This is a genomic window from Bacillus sp. AM1(2019) (assembly GCF_009906915.1).
Classification (GTDB): domain Bacteria; phylum Bacillota; class Bacilli; order Bacillales; family Bacillaceae; genus Bacillus; species Bacillus velezensis.
Genome location: NZ_CP047644.1, coordinates 1,192,844 through 1,215,635 on the forward strand (window position 1 = coordinate 1,192,844; position 22,792 = coordinate 1,215,635).

The window sequence follows — 22,792 nt, forward strand, 5'->3', positions numbered from 1 at the left end:
ATGCGCAGGCTTTTCCTAAAACCCTTTAAACGTTTTTCTATGGTTCAGCCGGTACAAGGCAAACAATATGGACAGAAACAGCAGGGGAGATGTAATGTAAATCGGCAGCATGTGCATCATGGCCAGCAGGTTTAAAAAGAAGAAAAACACAATCATTCCGATGATCAATACGGTGCGGAGCATTGATTTCCCTCCTTGTTTTTCATTGATATATTCTATGAAAACAAGCAGTCAGTTATGTTTTGTGACAAAAATATGAACATTAATCTTATGGCTTGTCAAAACTCGACAAGATTTGATATGATAAGGATGTGAAATTGATCACAAACAAACATTACCCCTTTGTTTGACCGTGAAAAATTTCTCCCATCCCCTTTGTTGTCGTTAAGACATATGAAACCGCGCTTATCCCGGCGCGGTTTCTTTATTTGCACAAAAAAAGCCGGCTCCGTAAGGAATCAGCTTTTTTTAATGATCACAACAGGTGACATCCTCCTGGGTGCCGGCCAGAGATTTCCAAAACAGACCGTGCTTTGCTTCCACTCTGGCGACCTTTTTGGCGAATGCCAGTTTTTTCATTTCTTTTTCAACTTCTTCTAGACTCAAATCATAAACGAGTGCGATTTCTTTCGATGCGACAAACCGGAAATATTCAATGAAACATTCCAAAGGCGGCGTTTCAGAAGGCTTCGGTTCATCCCCGAGCATTTCGAATAAGATCTCTTCGTATACGTCATAAGAATAGTTGCCGGGGACCTTCAGCCCTTCATCATCATGCAGGCTGTTAAAGAACGTCAATGTCGGGTTGACGGTGACGTCCATTTCCGCCGCGATTTTCATATCGCACTGAAGCGCTTTTACCGCGCTTTGCGAATGGAGGTCGCGCTTGAATTCTTCAACATCCAATTTCGTCTTTTCGGCAATTTCTAAAAGAACGTCTTCATCTGTAATATTCTGCTTGGAGACAAACAGGCTTTCCTGCATGCTGCGGAGAAACAGAATGCCCGCTTTTCTTCCCTGCAGTTCAGCCGCTTTTAAAGCGAGTGCGGCAAGGTAGGGCGATGAAAGAGGCTGATCCTGCTCGAGCCAAAGGCTTCCGTCACAGGGCATCCCGGAACGGTTCGCAATTTTTTCCCAAGCTTCGGCAAGAAGGTGTTTTTTCCGTTTTTGCTTATTCAACGATGTAATGCTCGCGTAAACAATGATCCGCAGCGTAAAAAAACGTCCGTATTTGATTTTTAATTTTTTTATGGCGGGCTCCAGCGACCAGCATTCAGGACATAAAGGGTCGACAAACATGTAAATTTCGAGCGGTTTTTTTGGATGTCCGTGGCAATGGGCGAAGTATTGCTCATGCTGATAATTCGTCAATATGATCGATCCTCCGCTTCTGACTGGTTTACCATATGCCTGGCCGTCAGTTCCAGACGCCCGTACAGAAATTCACGAATATCGCCCTCCAGCCCGACCTGATCCATCGCTTTGCTCATACAGCTTAGCCACGCATCAGCCCTCTCGTCCGTAATCGGAAAGGGGAGATGCCTTGCCCTGAGCATGGGATGTCCGTGCTCTTCAGTATAAAGAGGAGGTCCGCCCAAATACTGGGTTAAAAATTGCTTTTGTTTTCTGGCCGTTTCAGTCAAATCACTTGGAAATATCGGCTTCAGCAAGGGATGAGACGAGACACGCTCATAAAAAGTATCAACAAGTTGCGATAGAAGTTCCTCTCCAATCGCTTCATATGGTGCGTTAAACGATTGTCCCATGTTGACTACTCCTTTATATGGCTAATAGGAATCATAATTCCCATTGCGAATTTATCTTTTTGTTTTACTATCTTCAGTTACTGTATATTTTAGCAATAACATTTTATTTCTACAAACAAAGTGCCTTTCTGTCAGGCGCTTGTATTTCATATCATATCACATCGCCTTCATTCATGTGTAAGATTTCACTCCGCAAAAAAACCAGAGGGCGAAGGAAGCCTCTCTGGTTTACGCGTAATACTGTTTGGTTATGTTTTTGACATACTGCTGTGTTTCCTTAAACGGCGGAATGCCTCCGTACCGATCTACGTTGCCGGGGCCTGCGTTGTAGGCGGCTAACGCGAGAGATACATCTCCGTCGTATTTCGTGAGCATCTGCTTTAAGTACTTCGTGCCGCCCTCAGCGTTCTGGACGGGATCAAGCGGGTTTGACACCCCGAGTGATTCTGCCGTGGAAGGCATGAGCTGCATCAGTCCCATTGCCCCCGCACCGCTGACCGCTTTCGGATTAAAGCCTGATTCCTGTTTAATAACCGCGCGGATCAGCTTTTCGTCCACACCGTATTTTTCGGCCGCTTTCTGAATGGCGCTGTCTATTGAAAAGTTTCCGGTGCTGATGTCAGAAGCCGCATTCGCAGACTTTATGCTTGGGGAAGCGGTCTGTGAAGCTGCCGCGGAACCGGATGAAACGGGAATTCTCGGTGAATATGAAGCGTGAGCGGTCCGCACACCGTTTAAAATCCCTGATTCCGGCTGCTCCCGGACGGCTGTGTCCGTATACTGGCTGAGAAGCGCGCTGAAATTGGCAAGCGGGCTTTCTGAAGATTGTCCGCCTGAAGCCGTGCTTGTATGAGAGATTGATTGCAGCGCCATTGATTGCAGCTGGAGAAGGGCCGCCCAATTCGTTATATTCACTGTGTCATTCCACCTTTTTTTGTTTCTGTTCATAAAAACGCTGGATTTTATTTTTCGTGATCCGCTCTGGGATGCCGAATTGCTTGAGCAATTGTTCAAACGCCCGTTTTCCTTCATCCCAGTCAGCAGCCTCGAATTCCAATTCAAAGTCTTCTTTCTCTAAATATCGGCTGTGATCTAAAATGATTAAGCCTTTTTCTGATTCTTTTTCCGCGCGTGCGGTCGACAGCGTCCCGAAATAGCAAATGTGTTCTGAGTTGATTCCGAGACCTTCCAGCTGACGTTTGACGGGGCCTTCCGGAATCTTGAAGACGTCAAGATCAGGTGCCGCAAGCTCTTGATGCGTTTCCAGCAGACCGACCGCAGCAGGCTCTTTTAACGTCAGGACGAACGCGCCGTCTTTTTCTCGGATGCGGAGTGCTGATTTTTTTTGTTTCAGGGAAAAATCTTTCGTGTCGAAATAATGATTGACCTGCTGTTTAAAATCATGTTCTTTCATGCAGAGTGCTTCACTCAGCTTCAGAAATTCTGATTTTGTCAGCAGGTTTTTGAATTCAATTTCTATTTCTTGGGTCATGACCGTCTTCCTTTCAGGACGAAAAATTGTATAATTCCCATTATCTCTTTAGAGGTTACGTTTATCAATATCGACCTTGATATGATAAAATAAATGCTGTACTTTGTTAAAAAAGGAGAACATTATGCAAAAGAGAATTGAAATCCAAAATGCATCATTAACAGAAGACGCGCTCCGCTTGAAGTGCGGAGAGGACTTAAGCGGAGCGGAACGCAAAGCCTCAGGTCAAATGCTTGTTGATTCCGATCACTTTGCTTTTGTATACATACTTGAATCAGCTGACTCTTTTGAATATGTCATTATAAAAGAACATATCTGGCCGGATCTGAAAGAAGCCTTAGACCAAAGAAAGCCGGCGGTCCTTGAGGCCGGCGGAAAAACGGTTGAACTTTCAGGGCTGCATGAAGAACTCGATTATCTTCTTGAAAATATTAAAGATAATGCAAACTACGGAGATATGGAAGAAAAAGTGAAAAACGTATTTCTTTAGAACAGGTTCGGAATTGGGGGATGTACGATGGATGACAAACAATGGGAGCAATTTCTAGCGCCATACCGCCAGGCTGTTGAAGAATTAAAGGTGAAGCTGAAAGGCGTCAGAACCCTTTATGAGTATGAAGATGACCACTCACCGATTGAGTTTGTGACAGGCCGCGTGAAGCCGGTGGCGAGCATACTTGAAAAAGCGAGACGAAAAAGCATACCGCTTCATCAGATTGAAACGATGCAGGATATCGCGGGGCTGCGTATTATGTGCCAATTTGTCGATGATATCCAGATCGTCAAAAATATGCTGTTTGCCAGAAAAGATTTTACCGTTGTCGATAAGCGGGATTACATAGCAGAGCATAAGGAAAGCGGATATCGGTCTTACCACCTTGTCGTTTTATATCCTTTACAAACAACGTCCGGTGAAAAGCACGTTCTTGTGGAAATACAGATTCGGACGCTTGCCATGAACTTTTGGGCAACCATTGAGCATTCACTGAATTACAAATACAGCGGGAACATTCCCGAAAAAGTAAAGCTGAGGCTGCAGCGGGCCTCAGAAGCCGCATCCCGGCTCGATGAAGAAATGTCAGAAATCCGCGGAGAAATCCAGGAAGCCCAAGCCGCGTTCTCGCGAAAGAAAAAAGCGGGAGACCGCCAGTAGGAAAGGAGGGGAATGGCATGAAATTTGCCGTTTCTTCAAAAGGAGACGAGGTTTCAGATACACTGAAAAGCAAAATACAGGCGTATTTACTCGATTTTGATATGACCTTGGATGAAAAAGAGCCGGAAATCGTTATTTCCGTCGGCGGTGACGGAACGCTTCTTTACGCATTTCACAGGTACAGCGACCGTCTCGATAAAACGGCGTTTGTCGGAGTTCACACGGGGCATTTGGGTTTTTATGCCGATTGGGTTCCGCAGGAGATAGAAAAGCTCGTTCTGGCCATCGCCAAAACGCCGTATCATACCGTGGAGTATCCCCTTCTTGAGGTGATTGTCACTTATCATGATGAAGAGCGTGAGGAGCGGTATCTGGCTTTGAACGAATGTACGATCAAAAGCATAGAAGGCAGTCTCGTCGCTGACGTGGAAATTAAAGGCCAGCTGTTTGAAACGTTCAGGGGAGACGGTTTATGTCTGTCCACGCCTTCCGGAAGCACGGCTTATAATAAGGCGTTAGGCGGCGCAATCATCCACCCTTCCATCAGAGCGATTCAGCTTGCGGAAATGGCATCCATTAACAACAGAGTGTTCAGGACTGTCGGCTCGCCGCTTTTGCTTCCCGATCATCATAACTGTGTCATCAAACCGAGAAACGACGTCGACTTTCAAGTCACAATTGATCATTTAACCTTGTTGCATAAGGATGTCAAGTCCATTCTATGCCGTGTGGCAAATGAAAAAGTCAGATTTGCAAGATTCCGCCCTTTTCCGTTTTGGAAAAGGGTGCAGGACTCCTTTATCGGAAAAGGCGAATAGAAAGAGGAAACGGATTGGACAACTTTTTTATCCAAAAGAACATGACTGCCCGGGAAGCCGGCATGACGATAAAAGAATATACGGCGCAGCTCGGCATTTCAAAGCGGCTACTCGCTGACATTAAATTCGGCGGGGGAGACCTGCTTGTGAACGGAGAGCATGTAACCGTCCGCACCGTGTTAGCGGACGGAGACGTGCTTAAGATTGAATTTCCGAAGGAGCATGTGAGTGAAACGCTTTTGCCTGAGCCGGTTCCGCTTGATATTCTTTATGAAGATGACCATGTGCTTGTGGTCAATAAACAGCCGTATGTCTCCTCAATTCCATCAAGAGAACACCCGTCGGGAAGCATCGCTAACGGAGTGATCAGCCACTACCGGAAAAGCGGCGTGCCATCAACGGTTCATCTTGTCACCCGCCTTGACAGGGATACATCGGGGGCGATGCTGATCGCCAAACATCGGCTTTCCCATTCTCTTTTGTCAGCAGCGCAGAAGAAGGGGCTTGTCAGCAGGCGGTATCTCGCTGTCGTACACGGCATCATGCCGCAGAAGGAAGGAACGGTGGACGCGCCCATCGGAAGAAAACACGACAGTATTATTGAGCGGATGGTAACGCCGGAGGGACAACGAGCGGTGACGCATTTTCAAACGGAAAAAGCGGGACATGCGTTTACGCTTGCAGCCCTGCGGCTGGAAACGGGGCGGACGCATCAAATCCGGGTGCACATGAGCTACCTCGGCCATCCGTTAGTCGGTGATACACTGTACGGCGGAAAAAATGAGGGAATTGCGCGGCAGGCTCTTCACAGTGAGCGGCTTTCATTCGTACACCCCATGACCGGAGAAACGCTCGTTTTTCACGCTCCGGTGCCTGACGATATGAGAACATTAATTGAACACATGTAAAGCCCGAACCGTGTGCCGGTTTCGGGCTTTTTTCATGCCTGCCTGCCGTGATCCTCGCGAAATCGTGAAGCATCATACGGCATTGAGCTTTCCACAGAGACGGTTTCGTGCTCGGGAAAACGAAAGCCTGTCAGTTGATTGCCGAAGACGCAGCCTGTATCAATGTTGATTGTACGGTTGACGATCCGGGGGCGTTTTACCGGGGTATGGCCGTAAACAATCCATGCCTTGCCTTCGTAAGCGGCGGCCCAGTCTCTTCTGACGGGTCTGCCGTCGGGATACGTTTCACCCGTGATATCGCCGTACAGAACAAATTCTTTTACCTTACGCGAGTATTTACCGATATCGTCAGCTTTTATGCCGGCGTGGGCGACAACGAGATCGCCATTATGTAAAATGTCATAAAGCGGCGCTGACTCATATAATCGGATGAATTGTCTGGAGACTTCCGTTCTGTCGGCGGGAGACAGCTCTTTCAGTTCGGCTGCCGTCGTTTCCAGTCCGTGCATCACTTTTACGGGGTTTCCTTTTAAGTAACGATACAGTTTGTTGCAATGATTTCCCGGGACATAACGGACGGTTCCTTTTTCATATGCTTTTGCCGCAAAACGCATCACTTCTACGGATTTTGGGCCTCTGTCCGTTAAATCCCCCGCAAAGACAAGCGTCCTGCCTTCAGAATGAACGGGCGCTCCGTCTTTGACTTCATATCCGAGCTTTTGCATTAACGCGATCATTTCGTCATAACATCCGTGTATATCGCTGATGATGTCATAAGCCATTCGTGTCAGCCTCCTTATTAACGGTTTTTTATTTATTATGCGGCTAATTCCTATACCTAATTACGCTGTTTTTGTACAAATTAAAAAAAGAATTAAAGAAATAAAGCCTTATCACTTTTTTTTCGCGTTCAGCCTTGTTAGAATATGCGTTATGTTTTTAAAAAAAAGTAAGGTTTCGCCCGCTTTAAGCGGGCTTTTATAACCCTTGTTTTAAGGAGGTATTTACGAATGGAACACACATCAGTCGCATCTTTAGTCGTCGTTCTGATCGTCGCTTTTTTGACGCCGCTCCTTTTACATCGGTTTAAGCTCAGCATCCCCGTCGTCGTCGCGGAGATCATCATGGGGCTTATTATCGGAAAAAGCGGCCTGAATCTTGTCGTTCAGGGAGACACGTGGCTGGAGACGCTGTCTGTTCTCGGCTTTATCTTTTTAATGTTTTTAAGCGGCTTGGAAATTGATTTTTCTTCATTTGAGAAAGGGAAGAAAAAACAATTCCTTCCGAATGGCAAGGAAGCGCCCAACACGTTTTCTGCCGCACTGATTATCTTTTTCGGCATCTTTATTTTATCATTGCTGCTGTCCTATGCTTTTGTATTAGCCGGTTTTATTCAAAACGCATTTTTAATGACGCTTATTATTTCGACGATATCACTCGGTGTGGTGGTCCCGACTTTAAAGGAAGAACGGATCATGAACTCCAATATCGGCCAGATCATCCTGCTTGTCGCCGTTATCGCGGACTTGGCTACGATGATTCTGCTCGCTTTCTTCTCTTCTCTTTACGGAGAAGACAGCGGAAATATGTGGCTTCTGTTGATTCTCTTTGCCGCGGGGGTCGTGCTGTATTTCTTCGGCAGGATCTTTAAACACCGTTCATTTGTGCAGTCGATGTCTAAAGGCACCGTGCAGATCGGCACGAGAGCCATTTTCACACTGATTATCGTGCTTGTCGCTTTATCGGAATCTCTCGGGGCGGAAAATATTCTCGGCGCGTTTTTGGCAGGCGTTCTGGTATCGCTTCTGTCTCCGAATAAAGAAATGGTGGAACAGCTGGATTCCTTCGGCTACGGGTTTTTAATTCCGATCTTTTTCGTCATGGTCGGGGTGAAATTGGACATTTGGACACTCTTCCAAGATCCGAAAACATTAACGATGATTCCGCTGCTTCTGCTTGCGCTGTTTATCAGCAAAATGTTCCCGGTGTTTTACTTAAAGAAATGGTATGACAAAAGAACCGTGTTTGCTTCGGGCTTTTTGCTGACGTCCACGCTGTCGCTTGTTATCGCGGCGGCTACGATCGGAGAAAGGCTCCACATTATCAGCGCCAATATGTCCGGCGCGCTGACTTTAGTTGCAGTTATTGCCAGCATCATCACGCCGATCGGCTTTAAGAAATTATACAAACGGCAAAGTGCGCCGCAGGAAAAAAAGCGCATTACATTTATCGGCGCCAACCAAATGACACTTCCGGTTACGCTGGAATTGCCCGATGAGGAATATGAAGTACGGGTCGTCCATGTGTATCAGGAAAATGCCGGGGAAACGCTTGCGGAATCCGTTTTTTCGGTTGACACGATTTCTGATTACGAGCCCGGCACGCTTGAGTCGCACGGTATTTTCAAAACGGATATTCTTGTCGTGGCGACGGGAAATGAAGATGTGAACGCCGAAATCGCCTTAATAGCGAAAGAGAAAGGGACTGAGCGTATCATCGCAAGCGTCGGCTCGGTTGAGCATGAAACAAAACTGAAAGAAGAGGGCATCAGTATTTTTTCTATCCTTCTGTCTACAAAGACGCTCTTGCGCGCATTAATTGAGGCGCCGGGCGTGATGAGCCTCCTGACGAATGAGGAGTCTTCGTTATATCAGATCAATCTGGAAAACCCGGCGTATAACGGCATCATTCTGCGGGAATTTCCGCTGATGGGCGATGTGATTTTTGTCCGGATTTTCAGAGGTGTGGACAGCATCGTTCCGCACGGAGACACGCGGCTGAAAACAGGAGACCGTCTCATCGTCACGGGCTCGCGCAACTACGTGTCGGAACTGAGAAAAATCCTTGACGCTTGACCAAATTGCAATTCGTGATAATATAGAAGGCATAACAAATAAATCATTAATCGTATGACCACTAGGGGTGTCCTTCATAAGGGCTGAGATAAAAGTGAGACTTTTAGACCCTCATAACTTGAACAGGTTCAGACCTGCGTAGGGAAGTGGAGCGGTATTTTTTGGGGGTTCCTTTTATCCATTTAAATTCCAAACCACTTTTCCGATGCGGGAAAGTGGTTTTTTTATTTTATCAGGGGGGAAGACATGATGACATTTTCTGAAGAATGCAGACAGGCGGCTGCCGAATGGTGGGACGGAAGTTTTGTTCATCCGTTTGTAACGGGAATCGGTGACGGAAGCCTGCCGATAGACCGTTTCAGCTATTACGTGCTGCAAGATTCCTACTATTTGACGCATTTTGCAAAAGTTCAGGCGTTCGGCGCCGCATATGCCGAAGACTTGTTTACGACGGGCAGGATGGCGGGCCACGCTCAAGGGACATATGAAGCGGAAATGGCGCTGCACCGCGAGTTTACGGAGCTTTTAGGGATTACGGAAGAAGAGCGTGCGGCATTTAAACCGGCACCGACCGCCTATTCTTATACGTCTCATATGTACAGATCGGTGATGAGCGGCAATTTTGGAGAAATATTAGCTGCGCTTCTGCCCTGTTATTGGCTTTATTATGAAGTCGGCGAACACTTAAAAGAGTGCAAACCGGAGCATCCGATTTATGAAAAATGGATCGGTACATACGGCGGAGACTGGTTCAGACAGCAAGTCGAAGAACAAATCAGCCGTTTCGACGAGATTGCTGAAAACAGCACAGAGGACATCCGCGCGAAAATGAAAGAGAATTTTGTGATTTCAAGCTATTATGAATATCAATTTTGGGGAATGGCCTATCAAAAAGAAGGCTGGTCCGAGAAGGGCGGAAAAGAGGTGGAATCCTTTGGAGCTGCACGCGGTAACTGATAATCGCAAACCCGTTGCCGAGCTGGCCGAGGATATTCTTTCGATTCAGCGCGAAGTAAGCTTTATCCATATCCGTGAGCGGGATAAAACAGCGGGAGAGATCATGCAGCTTTTGTCCCTTTTGAAAAAGGGCGGTGCGGATAAGGACAAATTGATTATCAATGACAGGGCGGATATCGCGCTTTTTGCCAACATACACCGTGTTCAGCTTCCGTCCCGCAGCTTTTCCGTAAAGCAGGTGCGAAGCAGATTTCCCCATCTTCATATCGGACGTTCGGTTCATTCGCTGAAAGAAGCCATCCAAGCTGAAAAGGAAGATGCGGATTATGTGTTGTTCGGCCATGTATTTGAAACCGAATGTAAACAAGGACTTGAAGCAAGAGGCATCAGCCTGCTTTCAGAGATCAAACGCACGCTTTCCATCCCCGTCATCGCAATCGGCGGAATGACAATGCAGACGATCGGACACACAAAGCAGGCGAAACCGGACGGAATTGCCGTCATGTCAGGTATTTTCTCAGCTGAGAATCCTGAGGAGGCGGCAAAACGGTATGCACGCGCGGTAAGGGAGGCCGATTATGAAGAAGCACTATGATACAGCGGTGATCGGCGGCGGAATTATCGGGTGCGCCATTTCTTATGAGCTGGCGAAGACGCAGCAGAACGTTGTCTTGTTTGAAGCCGGAGAAGTCGGCCGAAAAACGACAAGCGCTGCCGCGGGAATGCTGGGCGCTCATGCGGAATGTGAAAACCGGGATGCGTTTTTTGATTTTGCCATGCACAGTCAAAGGCTGTATGAAGCGGCGGGGCAAGAGCTTGAGGAAGCTTGCGGCATTGACATCAGGCGCCATAACGGCGGAATGCTTAAACTGGCGTATACCGAAGAAGATATCGCCCGTCTACGGAAGATGGATGATCTGCCTTCCGTCACCTGGCTTTCAGCGGAAGATGCCCTTGAAAAAGAGCCTTACGCTTCAAAAGACATTCTCGGCGCAAGTTTTATAAAAGACGATGTCCATGTCGAACCGTACTATGTCTGCAAAGCGTATGCAAAAGGAGCGCGGCGCTATGGCGCTGACATATATGAGCATACACAAGTCACCTCCGTAAAACGGGTGAACGGAGAATATTGCATCACAACATCCGGCGGGGATGTCTATGCTGACAAAGTCGCAGTTGCAAGCGGTATATGGAGCGGCCGGTTTTTCAGCCAGCTCGGCTTGGGACAGCCTTTTTTTCCTGTGAAGGGAGAATGCCTTTCCGTGTGGAATGACGATACCCCGCTGACCAAAACCCTTTACCATGATCATTGTTATGTCGTCCCGAGAAAAAGCGGCCGGCTTGTCATCGGCGCCACGATGAAACAGGGCGACTGGAGCGATACGCCTGACATCGGAGGAATTGAGGCCGTCATTGCAAAAGCGAAAACAATGCTTCCCGCCATCGAACATATGAAAATAGACCGGTTTTGGGCGGGTCTCAGGCCGGGAACAAGAGACGGAAAGCCGTTTATCGGGCGGCATCCTGAAGACAGCGGCATCATCTTCGCCGCCGGCCATTTTCGGAACGGCATCCTGTTGGCGCCGGCAACGGCTGAAATGGTGCGGGATATGATCCTGGAAAGACAGATTAAACAGGAATGGGAAGAAGCGTTTCGAATTGATCGCAAGGAGGCTGTTCATATATGATCCTTCAGCTGAACGGAAAACAAATTGATTGGAATCGAAATGAGGGGACGGTTCAGGATTTGCTTGAATCGTACCAGCTTGATCAAAGAATCGTAGTTGTGGAGAGAAATAAAGAAATCATTGAAAAAAAGAATTATGAAAATACAAGTTTGTGTGACCGCGATGTCATAGAAATTGTCCATTTTGTAGGAGGCGGATGAGGATGTTAACAATAGGCGGAAAACAGTTTCAGTCAAGATTGCTGTTAGGAACGGGAAAATATCCGAGTTTTGAGATTCAGAAAGAGGCGGTGGCTGTCTCGGAATCAGATATTTTAACCTTTGCGGTGCGGCGGATGAACATCTTTGAAGAGTCTCAGCCTAACTTTCTCGAACAGCTTGATTTGTCTAAATACACGCTTCTGCCGAATACGGCCGGCGCCGCAACGGCTGAAGAGGCGGTCCGAATCGCAAGGCTTGCCAAAGCTTCAGGGCTTTGTGACATGATAAAAGTAGAAGTCATCGGATGCAGCCGGTCACTTTTGCCTGATCCGGTTGAAACGCTGAAAGCATCAGAACAGCTGCTCGAAGAGGGATTTATCGTGCTTCCGTATACGTCAGACGATGTCGTGCTCGCAAGACGTCTTGAGGAGCTCGGAGTGCATGCCATTATGCCGGGCGCTTCCCCGATCGGTTCCGGTCAGGGAATTTTAAATCCGCTGAATCTATCCTTTATCATTGAACAGGCGAAGGTGCCGGTCATTGTCGATGCCGGCGTCGGATCTTCAAAAGACGCCGCCTACGCGATGGAGCTCGGGGCTGACGGCGTGCTGTTAAATACCGCTGTGTCAGGCGCTGATGATCCGGTCAAGATGGCCCGGGCGATGAAGCTTGCCGTAGAAGCGGGCCGCCTTTCTTATGAAGCCGGGAGAATTCCGGTGAAAGATTACGGAACTGCAAGCAGTCCGCGAGACGGTCTTCCGGTATGACGGACAGATATTCCAGACAGGAGCTGTTTCAGCCGATCGGTCCCTCCGGCCAAGAGAAGCTCCGGTCGTCTCATGCCGTGATTATCGGCGCGGGTGCGCTTGGGACGGCAAGTGCGGAGATGCTTGTCAGAGCAGGGGTCGGGAAGGTAACGATCGCTGACAGAGATTATGTGGAGTGGAGTAATCTCCAGCGCCAGCAGCTTTATACCGAAGACGATGTCAGACAGGAAATGCCGAAAGCCGCGGCGGCTGAAAAACGGCTTCGATCTATAAATAGTGATGTAGAAGTCGAGGGATTTGTCATGGATGTCACTGCGGAAAACGCACCCGGATTGATTCGTGACGCCTCTCTCATCGTGGATGCCGCCGACAACTTTGAAACGAGGCTGATTGTGAATGATGCGGCTGTGCAGAAAGGGATTCCCTTTCTGTACGGCGCCTGTGTCGGCAGCTACGGGCTCTCTTTTACCGTCATTCCCGGTGTCACGCCGTGCCTTCACTGTCTGCTTGAGACATTGCCTTTAGGCGGTATGACATGCGATACGGCGGGAATCATCAGCCCGGCTGTATTGCAGACGGCCGTTTTTCAGGCAGCAGATGCGCTGAAGCTGTTAACGGGCGGATCTATCGAGCATGTTCTCCGTTCCTTTGATTTATGGAAAAATGAACGGTCAGAAATAAACGTCGCCCGTCTTAAGTCGGCTGATTGCCCAAGCTGCGGCACAAACGATTATCCGTTTTTATCCTATAAAAATCAGACAAAAGCGGCGGTTCTGTGCGGGCGGAACACGGTGCAGATCAGAACGGGGATCTCCGAACAGTTTGATCTGCAAAAACTTGCGGGACAGCTCAGACGGACAGGGCTTGATGTTTCAGCCAACCCGTATTTAATTTCGTTTTGCACAGACAAGTTCAAGATGGTTCTGTTTCGTGACGGCAGAGCATTAATACACGGCACAAGTGATATCAGCAGAGCGAAATCCTTTTATCATAAATGGATCGGATAATGCGAAAGGAGAGAAAAACATCATGAGCATATGCAAAGCATTGACGATTGCCGGATCAGATTCAGGAGGCGGCGCCGGTATACAGGCGGATCTCAAAACCTTTCAGGAGCTCGGCGTTTTCGGGATGTCAGCCATTACAGCGGTAACCGCCCAGAACACTTTGGGCGTTCACGGCATTTATCCGCTCACCCGGGAAGCGCTGGGCAGCCAGATTGACGCGGTGGCGGAAGATTTGCGGCCTGACGCTGTAAAAACGGGAATGCTGTGGAGCGCGGAAATGATTGCGGAAATTGCGGAAAAAACGGATCAGTACGGGCTTGATCATGTCATCATCGACCCCGTCATGATTGCCAAAGGAGGCGCTTCCCTGCTGCGTGAGGAATCTCAGGCCGCGTTAAAAGAGCTGTTAATTCCGCGCAGCTATGCGGTGACGCCGAATGTTCCGGAAGCTGAGGTATTGACGGGAATGGAAATCCGAACGTTTGAGGACCGGAAAAAAGCGGCCGAATACCTTTGCAAGCTTGGTGCAAAGCATGTCATCATAAAAGGCGGACATCAGCCTGAACAGGGGAGAATCGTTGATTTATTATTTGACGGTTCGTCTTTTACCCAAATCAGCCACGCTTATATTGACACCAAACACACCCACGGAACAGGCTGCACGTTCGCAGCCGCGCTGACGGCGGAAACGGCAAAGGGGAAAAACATTCAGACCGCGTTTGAGACAGCCGTCAATTTTGTGCGGGAAGCCGTGGAACATACGCTCGGCATCGGAGAGGGACACGGCCCGACCAATCATTTTGCCTTTAAAAGGAACAGTCTGCAGACGAGATAAAAAAGAGACCGCTTCAACATCCGCGGTCTTTTTCCCATGCTTTCAATCTGGACAAGGTTATGATATGATAAAAATTAAGATCAGGTACTAAAACTATGTCTTTAAGACGATTACAGGAGGCTTTATACATATGAATTTCTCACTTAAAGGCCGCAACATCGTTGTGATGGGCGTTGCCAATAAACGCAGTATCGCATGGGGAATCGCCCGTTCGCTGCATGAAGCCGGAGCGCGCCTCATTTTCACTTACGCGGGAGAGCGCTTGGAAAAATCAGTTCATGACCTTGCGGCTACATTAGAAAGAAATGATTCCATCATCCTTCCGTGTGATGTGACAAATGACGCTGAGATCGAAACTTGCTTTGCGAGCATTAAAGAGCAGGTCGGCGTGATTCACGGCATCGCGCACTGCATCGCGTTCGCAAACAAAGAAGAGCTTGTCGGCGAATATTTAAATACGAACCGCGAAGGATTCCTGCTTGCGCATAACATCAGTTCTTACTCTCTGACAGCGGTCGCAAAAGCGGCGCGTCCGATTATGACTGAAGGCGGAAGCATCGTTACACTCACTTACCTCGGCGGAGAGCGCGTCGTTTCAAACTATAACGTAATGGGTGTGGCAAAAGCGTCCCTTGATGCGAGCGTCAGATATTTAGCCGCTGACTTAGGAAAAGAAAACATCCGCGTCAACAGCATTTCAGCAGGACCGATCCGTACGCTGTCTGCAAAAGGAATCAGTGATTTCAACTCTATCCTGAAAGAAATTGAAGAGCGCGCGCCGCTGCGCCGCACGACAACACCTGAAGAAGTGGGCGACACGGCTGCATTCTTGTTCAGTGACCTGTCAAGAGGCATCACGGGCGAAAATCTTCACGTTGATTCAGGATTCCATATTACCGCACGTTAAATAACAAGCAGTCCCTTTCAGGGATTGCTTTTTTCTTTCTTCTGATTTTAATCATTCCGTCATATAAATAAAACATGACAGAATCGGAGGGATGAAGATGTCAAAACAAAACAGAAACGCGGAAAAAAAACCGCTCATGTATATTGTTCAGGCGGATTATTCAGACACGCAATCATCAATGCAGGACATATTAATCAAAAAAAGGAAAGCACCTCAGCCGCCGGAAGAAGAGCCGATGCATGGAAAGCGGGAGGAAGAATGTCAAACTCAGCCTGAAGGAGCAGCGGCTGTCGAACCAGAAAAACAAGTGCCTGAACAGCACAGCCGCGCAGAAGAAGCCGTTCAAGAAGTTCCGGCGCAAGCGGAGCAGGACACTGCCAAGCCTGACGCCGCTAAAAAAGAGCCTGATACCGCTGAAAAAGAGCCTGAAGCGGTTCACAATGCCGCCCCAGAGGAAAAGGTTCCGCCAAAGCGCGTGAAAAAGCCGATGAGCAGAATGTCCATTCTTGAAAAAATTGATTTCTTAACGAAGCTGCCGCATAATATGCCGCGGACCCTTTGTCTGATAGAAGCCAACGGGAAAACCTACAGAGGCGTAATCGTCGGCAGAAAAAATAATGCGATCTTCCTGCGGACGACAAGCAACGGAGCGCCGGCAGAACTCGCAATAGACGATATTACCTCGCTGCATCCGCTTGGATTTTAACCATACAAAAAGCTGCCTGAATTCTTTCATCCGGCAGCTTATTTTTATGCTTTTTGATTTAAGAATGTGTGCGGTTGATCAGTCTCGGGTTCAGGCAATTGATGGCGCAGAAGCTATGGAGATCGACTTCAACGCAATAGTTCGTTTTTTCTAAACGGAATACATCGCAGAGAGAGTCTTTATCTGTAAAATCAAGAATGTGCTTATGCTCGTCAAAAGCAATAAGCAGGCTTAATGTGGCACAGCCGTCACAGACCCTTTCAACTCTGAAAAAAACGGTATTAAAGCACGGACCGTTATCCAGCTCGCCGACGTTTCCGAATGCGGTGAACGGTTTCGATTTTGAGGTGAAGATGGCGAACGGCACTGTATCGCCTAATGTATAAGCCGGAGATAAAAGTTTAGAATAACAGCCTGTCGGGCAATCTTCTTCAACCGCATTTTGCAGGTCTTCAATATTTTCTACCGCTTCACGCACACAGTATGTTGTATGCTTGCTCATAATATCCCTCCTGACTTCACGTTTTATATACCGGATTAAACGATATCGGAGAGTCAGCCGCCCGGAAGTCCGGGCGGGCTGATGATTGCATCTGTAATAGAAGGTTGGAAGGGGATTCTTCTTTAGGAAAGATGCGAATCAATGACTATCCGTGATGCTTTTTCTCTTTGTGCGGCGCAGGCCGGTTAACAAGCTCGGGTGAAAGGCACTGAATGGCGCTGAAGCAGCTCAGATCAACTTCAATGCAAAATTCTGTTTTTTCTAAACCGAAGAAATCAGGATCACAAGGATGGCAGACGCTGAGGGTGTCGCCGTGCACATCTACGGGGCGCAATACTGAAAGCGTCGCGCAGCAATCGCATAGTCTTTCTACACGAAAGAAAATGGACTCAAAGCACTGGCTGTCATCCGCAAATCCTCCGACGTTCCCGAATGTGGAGAACAATCCGCCTTTTTTATCAAATACGAGAAACGGAATGGTGTCTTTACCTGCAATCGTCGGGCTCAAAAGATTCGTATAGCATCCAGTCGGGCATTGTTCTTCAACAGCCTCTTGTTCTGCTAAAATCTTCTCGACTGCATCGCATACACAACTTTCATCTCGGCCATGGTGTTTTCCGCAGCTCATGGATTTCAGCTCCTTCTTTTAGGGTATTTGACTTTTGTCTTTAACAACATATGTACGCGAGCCTCACTTGGTGTGGGTGAACGTCTATATATTCATCATATGCGGAGAAAATAAGAAAAAGCAGAGCATTTTTAGCTCTGCTTTTTCTTTTTAGAGGACAAGGGTGATAACTAAGACGGCAATCAGTAAATTTGTCGCTGTTGAGATCAACACTGCGATATCGGCATCTACTGTTGTCACGTTTACGCCGCGGGAGTTTTCGATGAGCAGTTTTTGACGGTTGATCTGTTTGTTAGCTGTTAGCTGCAATAAGTCTTGTGCGACCAATTCAGCGATGACTCCGTCAGCGATTGAAGTGAGAGTGGCCGTTACGACTGCTGCATTAATCGCTGTCATGACTGAAGCGACTGCTTGAACGTCTGTTGACGTTACGTTAATATCACAAGAGTCTCTGATAATAATCGCTTCTTCAGAAACTTGTTTGTTGATATTCGCTTGAGCAAGGTCTTGGTCAAGGAAGGCATTATCTTCGCCAAATCCATGTCCGTTACAGCAAACATTACATCTTCTGCCTTCTTTTTCTTCTTTTTCTTCTCGCGGATGTTCGCATTCAGGATCAAGTGCAACCCAAGAGTATGGTCTGCTTTCCATATCTATTCCTCCTTTTCTTTTACTATTATTAAATGAGCCGGCCCCTTACTTTGACTCAGGCATCTATCCTGATAAAAATCACTATTTTTTAGTTATTGACCGGGATTTTGGCGTCTTTGCCGGAGCTGTTCGATTAATTGTTCTCTGCGGGTTTGCGGATTGGTCTGCTGATCTTGCGCTTTTTCCTGCTCTTTTTTCTGTTTCTGGCTTTCAAGAAAAGCTTCTGTTTTTGCCTGCATGTCTTTGACTAATGCGATCAGCATTTCTTTTTCTTCATCAGGTATTTCCCGCATTTTATCTTTTGTCACGCCGTGTTTTTTGAAGACATTGCTGACAAGCACCTTTAAAAGCGGATCCACTTCTGGTAGATTTTCGAGTTCTTTTTTAAATTTTTCGTTATCTGCCATTTGTTCTCACCTCTATTTAAATATTTGAAAAGAAAGGTTAAAGGATGTCTAGTTCAGCAAAAAGTATATTTAATAATTGAAACAAAATTTGTACAAAGGCCATAATATCGTCTGCAGTCAGTGTGATTTTAATATTGCGGCTGTTCAGGACTTGAATGACGGTCCTCTTTTTTATTTGGCAATCATCCAGGATCAGCAGTTCGGTTGCTATTTGGTCGGCTGTGTCTTCATCTGCGATCGCGAGCTGTGTCGCGAGGATAATCGCCGTAGTAACTGAGGCTTGTATAGAAAGAGCGGCCGTTATATGTGTTGTATCTATTGTGACATTTTCGCAATCAATCACTTCGATCGTCTGCTCGAATTCGTTGGATAATTGTTCGTATATTTGCGGTTGCAGTGTTTCGACTTTTTCTTCAAACGACATAACCTTCACTCCTTTCTCATTCATACTTTATATAATGCAAATGAAACGCCGAGCGGAATAAGAAAAACAACTAAACCGCACCTATTTTTTTACCGGACAAGGTGCGATTCATGAAGATCAGGGTTTTCGCATATGTATAAAGAGGTCAAGTTTTGAAAAGGAGTGAACAGGTGGTTATCAATTGGCTTTCATTTATTCTGTTATCGTTTGCCGTTTTCCGGCTGGCCAGGCTTTTCGTATTTGACACCATTATGGCGCCGCTTCGGAGCCTTTTTCACGAGGAAAAAACAGAAACCGCACCAGACGGCACGACAGAAACCTACATTGTCATAAAAGGAAAAGGCATCAGGGCATTTATCGGTGAACTTCTCAGCTGCTATTGGTGTACGGGCGTATGGTGCGCCGCCTTTTTAATTGCGGCCCAGATTGTGGTACCCGAGGCTGCGCAATGGCTGATTTTGCTGTTAGCCATCGCCGGCGCGGCCGGGATCATTGAAGCTGCGGTTTCTCGTCTTCTGCAGGAATAAGGCGGTTCCACCAGCAACTTACCGTCACTTTCGGCATAAACTGGCATATATGACATAAGGAAAGGAAGGATCACCATGAATCAATCAAGCAAACCTTCCCAACATTCTCCATACAAGTCAACTGTGCATCAGCCTTACGAAAAAAAAATTAAGAAAAAAGGCTGCGGCTGCGGCCAAAAGAAAAAACCGAAATAGCCGTTTTCTAAAAAACCGGAGCTTCCGGTTTTTTTTGTTTTTTGCCGAACGCCGGCCTCTGTTCGGCATAGATCATAGGAGGAGGGGATGTTATGAATATATTTGAATCATTCATAAACGGTAAATACCGCCGGCACAATCAAAACCAGCGGGAGCATGACAAATATATCTTATCTATTGAAAAACAGCTGTCTGAGTTTGATGAAGCGGGATCGCGCTTTGAGGAATGGATAGATGTGTTTGCCGCCGAAACAGAAGCAAAACTGAAGAAAAATGAGCATTCTCACTAAAATGAATGAAATCCGCACCGGCCCTATGCATTTATCCAAGCCAAACAAGTCGGCTCACATAGAGTATAGAGAGTAAAGGAGGTGCTTAGATATGGGATTCGGATATGGCGGATTCGGCGGCGGCTACGGCGGTTATGGCGGCTGCGGCGGATACGGAGGCGGCTATGTCGGAGGCGGATACGGCTCAACATTTGTTCTTGTTGTCGTATTGTTCATCCTTCTGATCATTGTCGGTGCATCCTTTTTTGGCTAAACCTTAGCAAGACCTTGGATAAGCGCGGGACCGTTCAGTCCCGTGCTTCCCTGATGTATGAAGGAGTATAGAGACGGGGCACTCGGAATTTTTTCCTTGTCTTACGGGCACATGTTCCGCTCTTTATTCATACAATATCGTATTACTCCACAAAAGGAGGCACACCATGGATAATCAATTTTTCAAAAATATTGAGAAGAAAACAGGCGTCAGCATGAAGGATGTCATGAACCTTGCAGGATCATTGCAAAATGCCAATTTCAAAGATGAAAACACGGTGAGAGGCGTCATTCAGAAGGTGTCCCAGCTGGCTAACAAGCGTGTTCCGAAAGAATTGGAAGACAAAATCGTTCAATCTATTACAAGCGGTAAAGAGAAACTTGATTTTGGCACCATTTCTAAAATGCTGAACAATAAATAGGCGTCAGCCGGCCTTGCTAAAAAGGCCTTTTTATGTGAGAAGAACCCGGCAGTGATCTGCCGGGTTCTTTATATCCTGAGTGCGCTCCGTCTGTCCGTCCGAAGAAGGGGCTCGAGAAATCTTGAGCTGCGCGCTGTTTTTCCCCGCCTGTACGCGGGACAAGATACATATAAATGCTGCATGGCCCTTGTCATTGCGACATACAGAAGCCGTCTTTCTTCTTCGAGGGGTGCGGGATCGCCCTGTCTCGCCGTCTCAAGCGCGAAGTCATGGGGGATCGAGCCGTCAGCCGCGCCTAAAATATAGACCGTATTGAATTCAAGACCTTTAGAGCGATGAATGGTCAGCAGTTCGACGCCGTTTTCATCGGTTTTCAGATTCTCAGCGGCGCGCATATGATCGACATGCGCAAGAAAATCGGGAATGGTTTTGAATTTTTTGGCGGCCACTTTGACATCCCTGAGATCATCAGAGCCTTTTTCCAGTTTGTTTCCCTCATTGCCCCGTTTTTTTAAATACTCGGAAAAGCCCATTTTGCTTTCTGCAAAGGTGATGGCTTCAACCGGCTTCATTGTCCGGATGCTTGCGAAAAACGGAACGATCTGCTTGATCTTCCCTATTTGAAAAGGCTTCAGGTCAGGCAGTTTCGTCAGTGCCTTAATCATCGTGCAATCTTCCGTAATTGACAGCGCCTTTAACGTTTGCAGGACGGATTGCTTTAAAAATAAGGCGGGCAGCAGGTCTTTCACCGCATCCGGATCATCTTCATTCTGACTCGCATATAAGTAGGCGAGGATCTGGCGTACGATTCTGCGGCTGTAGAACGTCTGCACGCCCCTGTCGGCATGGTAAGGAATCGATGATTGGTGCAGTCTTTCATAAATGGCCCGTCCGGCGCTGTTTGTCCGGTAAAGTACGGCAAAATCGTCAGGACTCGCCCCGTTTTGAATTTTCTCTTTCATATCTGAAACGATCATGGTCGCTTCTTCTTCTTCATCGTAAGGATAAAACATCACGGGATTGTGAACGCCGTCTTTGACGGCAGAAAGTGTTTTTTCATACCGTTTTTTATTTTTCTTTACGACGGCATGAGCGCTTGAGACGATCGGATGCGGCGATCGGTAATTTGCCGTTAAGTAAATGGTCTTTGCTGCCGGATAATCCTTTTGAAAGTCAAGAATGAAAGACGGGCTGCTGCCGCGGAACGCATAAATGGATTGGTCGTCATCACCCACGCAGCACAGGTTATTCTCTGGGCTTGCGATCATTTGCATAATGTTGTACTGGACAGGATTGATATCTTGAAATTCATCAATCAAAATATGAGAAAATCTGTTTTGGTACTGCGCGAGAATATCAGGCCGGCTTTGAAACAGTTCATAACAGCCTTGGGCCATGTCATCAAAATCAAATTGCCGTTTTTCCCGCTTCTGCCGTTCGTAATGTTCGTAGAGCCTGTACACTTTTTTCTCCCAGTCGTCCGCAAGCGGAATGGTCTCATGGGGGAGATACGTGTTTTTCCAGCAGCCGATAAGCTGAAGCGCCTGGTCGACGGGAAACTCTTTTTCATCCAAATTTTCTTCATAGAGCGCCTTTTTCACATATTGCTCTTTTTGCCACTCCATTTTTAAAAGCTGGCTGCCGTTCCATTTTGAAGAATCATAATGATAGAGTATTTTATAGAAAAAACTGTGGAATGTTCCTGTCACGAGACGGGAGACTTTTCCGGCTGCCAGACCGTACTCATTCGCCATCCGCTCTTTCATTTCGGCGACGGCTTTTGTTGTAAAGGTCACAAGCAGCATGTTCTCAGGTGAAATACCGAGATGTTCAATCATATGGGCGGCGCGTGCCGTCAGAACCCTTGTTTTTCCGCTTCCCGCTCCGGCAAGCACTAACAAAGGCCCGTCCGTTTCTGTAACTGCCCTCATTTGTTCACGGTTCAGGCCGATGCCGGGGAACAAAGATGTGTCAGCCGCCTCGGATGTTGGTGAAAACGGTTCGGCCGCAGGCACTTTTTTCGGGCTTTTCCATTCTGAGACGATCGGTTTCTGATTCTCTGAAATCGCTTTTCCTTTCGGCAGACGGAACATACCTGCTTCCTTATACTCTTCTTTTTCTTTCTCCGCTTGCGGTTCCTCGGCCGCGCATGCTTTTTCACAGGCGGTGAAGTCTCCCTTTTGCCGGTGATAAAATGCCGGCTGCTCTAAAATCGAAAGCCGCATCAAGACGGGCTGGTCACAATGTGCGCAAAAAATATTTCCTTTCTGAGCTTCTTCAAAAAGGAATTGGTAATGTTCTCTAGAATATTTATGTAAATGTATCGTTCGGTTATTCAGTCGGGCGCATTTCAAAAAGGGGTCCTCCCATTAAAAGGTGTTCATCCATTTGATAGACAAAGAATATCATAACAAAAGAACCGCGTTTCAAAAAGT

The 22,792-nt window shown here is 47.2% G+C and carries 30 protein-coding genes and 1 riboswitch; of the genes, 18 read left to right on the forward strand and 12 right to left on the reverse strand.

Going from position 1 to position 22,792, the window contains the following annotated elements:
• Positions 1-15: 15 nt before the first annotated feature.
• From GNE05_RS20950 to GNE05_RS06160, 5 genes are all read right to left on the reverse strand, one after another.
• Positions 16-183, reverse strand: coding sequence for a hypothetical protein (locus GNE05_RS20950; protein ID WP_003155026.1), 168 nt, complete (start codon positions 181-183; stop codon positions 16-18).
• 285 nt (positions 184-468) lie between these two features.
• A complete protein-coding gene (gene spxH / locus GNE05_RS06145; RefSeq protein ID WP_160182562.1) occupies positions 469-1,371 on the reverse strand; it encodes a protease adaptor protein SpxH in 903 nt (300 codons plus the stop codon).
• Entirely contained in the window at positions 1,368-1,766 is a 399-nt protein-coding gene (locus GNE05_RS06150) for a globin domain-containing protein (protein WP_003155023.1), read from the reverse strand. Before GNE05_RS06150 ends, spxH begins: the two co-directional genes overlap by 4 nt.
• 228 nt (positions 1,767-1,994) lie before the next feature.
• Entirely contained in the window at positions 1,995-2,681 is a 687-nt protein-coding gene (locus tag GNE05_RS06155) for a lytic transglycosylase domain-containing protein (RefSeq protein ID WP_160182563.1), read from the reverse strand.
• Positions 2,682-2,685: 4 nt separating this feature from the next.
• Complete coding sequence (locus GNE05_RS06160) at positions 2,686-3,258, reverse strand: CYTH domain-containing protein (protein WP_021494986.1); 573 nt, start codon at positions 3,256-3,258, stop codon at positions 2,686-2,688.
• Between the two features lie 124 nt (positions 3,259-3,382).
• Between GNE05_RS06160 and GNE05_RS06165 the strand changes: the two genes are divergently transcribed.
• Genes GNE05_RS06165 through GNE05_RS06180 form a run of 4 tightly spaced genes read left to right on the forward strand, consistent with a single transcriptional unit; the run spans position 3,383 to position 6,137 of the window.
• The gene (locus tag GNE05_RS06165; RefSeq protein WP_012117290.1) at positions 3,383-3,748 is read left to right on the forward strand and encodes a UPF0738 family protein; all 366 of its coding nucleotides are present in this window, start codon (positions 3,383-3,385) and stop codon (positions 3,746-3,748) included.
• Positions 3,749-3,775: 27 nt separating this feature from the next.
• Positions 3,776-4,411, forward strand: coding sequence for a GTP diphosphokinase (gene yjbM, locus GNE05_RS06170; protein ID WP_003155019.1), 636 nt, complete (start codon positions 3,776-3,778; stop codon positions 4,409-4,411).
• A gap of 17 nt (positions 4,412-4,428) precedes the next feature.
• On the forward strand, positions 4,429-5,229 hold the full coding sequence (locus GNE05_RS06175) for an NAD kinase (protein WP_003155018.1): 801 nt from the start codon (positions 4,429-4,431) through the stop codon (positions 5,227-5,229).
• Positions 5,230-5,243: 14 nt separating this feature from the next.
• On the forward strand, positions 5,244-6,137 hold the full coding sequence (locus tag GNE05_RS06180) for an RluA family pseudouridine synthase (protein ID WP_103526997.1): 894 nt from the start codon (positions 5,244-5,246) through the stop codon (positions 6,135-6,137).
• A 32-nt stretch (positions 6,138-6,169) separates the two neighbouring features.
• Here the strand turns inward: GNE05_RS06180 and prpE are convergent, their stop codons facing one another.
• Positions 6,170-6,919: a bis(5'-nucleosyl)-tetraphosphatase PrpE gene (gene prpE, locus GNE05_RS06185; RefSeq protein ID WP_160182564.1), complete on the reverse strand. Its 750-nt coding sequence runs from the start codon at positions 6,917-6,919 to the stop codon at positions 6,170-6,172.
• Positions 6,920-7,147: 228 nt separating this feature from the next.
• On the opposite strand from prpE, the gene GNE05_RS06190 reads away from it, so the two are divergent.
• From GNE05_RS06190 to GNE05_RS06235, 10 genes are all read left to right on the forward strand, one after another.
• Complete coding sequence (locus GNE05_RS06190; RefSeq protein WP_160182565.1) at positions 7,148-8,992, forward strand: monovalent cation:proton antiporter family protein; 1,845 nt, start codon at positions 7,148-7,150, stop codon at positions 8,990-8,992.
• A gap of 53 nt (positions 8,993-9,045) precedes the next feature.
• A riboswitch (TPP riboswitch) is annotated at positions 9,046-9,154 on the forward strand.
• Positions 9,155-9,241: 87 nt separating this feature from the next.
• A complete protein-coding gene (gene tenA / locus GNE05_RS06195) occupies positions 9,242-9,949 on the forward strand; it encodes a thiaminase II (RefSeq protein ID WP_015417218.1) in 708 nt (235 codons plus the stop codon).
• Positions 9,927-10,544, forward strand: coding sequence for a thiazole tautomerase TenI (gene tenI, locus GNE05_RS06200; protein WP_029973136.1), 618 nt, complete (start codon positions 9,927-9,929; stop codon positions 10,542-10,544). Before tenA ends, tenI begins: the two co-directional genes overlap by 23 nt.
• Positions 10,528-11,637 carry a glycine oxidase ThiO gene (gene thiO / locus GNE05_RS06205; RefSeq protein WP_115940898.1) on the forward strand — a complete coding sequence of 370 codons (1,110 nt, stop codon included), beginning with the start codon at positions 10,528-10,530 and terminating at the stop codon, positions 11,635-11,637. Before tenI ends, thiO begins: the two co-directional genes overlap by 17 nt.
• Positions 11,634-11,837 carry a sulfur carrier protein ThiS gene (gene thiS / locus GNE05_RS06210; RefSeq protein ID WP_007409096.1) on the forward strand — a complete coding sequence of 68 codons (204 nt, stop codon included), beginning with the start codon at positions 11,634-11,636 and terminating at the stop codon, positions 11,835-11,837. Before thiO ends, thiS begins: the two co-directional genes overlap by 4 nt.
• Positions 11,834-12,604, forward strand: a complete 771-nt coding sequence (thiG, locus tag GNE05_RS06215) for a thiazole synthase (protein ID WP_007610655.1) — start codon at positions 11,834-11,836, stop codon at positions 12,602-12,604. The genes thiS and thiG overlap by 4 nt, the downstream gene beginning before the upstream one ends.
• On the forward strand, positions 12,601-13,611 hold the full coding sequence (gene thiF / locus GNE05_RS06220; protein WP_160182566.1) for a thiazole biosynthesis adenylyltransferase ThiF: 1,011 nt from the start codon (positions 12,601-12,603) through the stop codon (positions 13,609-13,611). The genes thiG and thiF overlap by 4 nt, the downstream gene beginning before the upstream one ends.
• A 22-nt stretch (positions 13,612-13,633) precedes the next feature.
• Complete coding sequence (gene thiD, locus GNE05_RS06225; RefSeq protein ID WP_160182567.1) at positions 13,634-14,446, forward strand: bifunctional hydroxymethylpyrimidine kinase/phosphomethylpyrimidine kinase; 813 nt, start codon at positions 13,634-13,636, stop codon at positions 14,444-14,446.
• A 130-nt stretch (positions 14,447-14,576) separates the two neighbouring features.
• Positions 14,577-15,353, forward strand: coding sequence for an enoyl-ACP reductase FabI (gene fabI / locus GNE05_RS06230; RefSeq protein ID WP_053285050.1), 777 nt, complete (start codon positions 14,577-14,579; stop codon positions 15,351-15,353).
• A gap of 97 nt (positions 15,354-15,450) precedes the next feature.
• Positions 15,451-16,059: a CotO family spore coat protein gene (locus GNE05_RS06235; RefSeq protein WP_159354014.1), complete on the forward strand. Its 609-nt coding sequence runs from the start codon at positions 15,451-15,453 to the stop codon at positions 16,057-16,059.
• Between the two features lie 58 nt (positions 16,060-16,117).
• On the opposite strand, the gene cotZ is transcribed toward GNE05_RS06235, so the two are convergent.
• The 5 genes from cotZ to GNE05_RS06260 all read right to left on the reverse strand — a co-directional run bounded on the left by cotZ (position 16,118) and on the right by GNE05_RS06260 (position 18,671).
• Positions 16,118-16,561 carry a spore coat protein CotZ gene (gene cotZ, locus GNE05_RS06240; RefSeq protein ID WP_015417224.1) on the reverse strand — a complete coding sequence of 148 codons (444 nt, stop codon included), beginning with the start codon at positions 16,559-16,561 and terminating at the stop codon, positions 16,118-16,120.
• 145 nt (positions 16,562-16,706) lie between these two features.
• Positions 16,707-17,189, reverse strand: coding sequence for a spore coat protein CotY (gene cotY, locus GNE05_RS06245; RefSeq protein WP_007409090.1), 483 nt, complete (start codon positions 17,187-17,189; stop codon positions 16,707-16,709).
• A 150-nt stretch (positions 17,190-17,339) separates the two neighbouring features.
• On the reverse strand, positions 17,340-17,840 hold the full coding sequence (locus GNE05_RS06250; protein WP_015239583.1) for a spore coat protein: 501 nt from the start codon (positions 17,838-17,840) through the stop codon (positions 17,340-17,342).
• Between the two features lie 92 nt (positions 17,841-17,932).
• Complete coding sequence (locus GNE05_RS06255) at positions 17,933-18,247, reverse strand: spore coat protein (protein WP_160182568.1); 315 nt, start codon at positions 18,245-18,247, stop codon at positions 17,933-17,935.
• 37 nt (positions 18,248-18,284) lie between these two features.
• A complete protein-coding gene (locus GNE05_RS06260; RefSeq protein WP_003154992.1) occupies positions 18,285-18,671 on the reverse strand; it encodes a spore coat protein in 387 nt (128 codons plus the stop codon).
• A gap of 170 nt (positions 18,672-18,841) precedes the next feature.
• On the opposite strand from GNE05_RS06260, the gene GNE05_RS06265 reads away from it, so the two are divergent.
• From GNE05_RS06265 to GNE05_RS06280, 4 genes are all read left to right on the forward strand, one after another.
• Positions 18,842-19,198, forward strand: a complete 357-nt coding sequence (locus tag GNE05_RS06265) for a DUF1360 domain-containing protein (RefSeq protein WP_014417437.1) — start codon at positions 18,842-18,844, stop codon at positions 19,196-19,198.
• Between the two features lie 287 nt (positions 19,199-19,485).
• Complete coding sequence (locus GNE05_RS06270; RefSeq protein WP_012117306.1) at positions 19,486-19,683, forward strand: hypothetical protein; 198 nt, start codon at positions 19,486-19,488, stop codon at positions 19,681-19,683.
• Positions 19,684-19,774: 91 nt separating this feature from the next.
• Positions 19,775-19,936 carry a YjcZ family sporulation protein gene (locus GNE05_RS06275; RefSeq protein WP_007610678.1) on the forward strand — a complete coding sequence of 54 codons (162 nt, stop codon included), beginning with the start codon at positions 19,775-19,777 and terminating at the stop codon, positions 19,934-19,936.
• Positions 19,937-20,102: 166 nt separating this feature from the next.
• Positions 20,103-20,357: a sporulation-specific transcription regulator SpoVIF gene (locus tag GNE05_RS06280; protein ID WP_003154986.1), complete on the forward strand. Its 255-nt coding sequence runs from the start codon at positions 20,103-20,105 to the stop codon at positions 20,355-20,357.
• A gap of 68 nt (positions 20,358-20,425) precedes the next feature.
• On the opposite strand, the gene GNE05_RS06285 is transcribed toward GNE05_RS06280, so the two are convergent.
• Positions 20,426-22,711 (reverse strand): ATP-dependent helicase, encoded by a 2,286-nt coding sequence (locus tag GNE05_RS06285; RefSeq protein WP_160182569.1) that lies wholly within the window; start codon positions 22,709-22,711, stop codon positions 20,426-20,428.
• Positions 22,712-22,792: the final 81 nt, after the last annotated feature.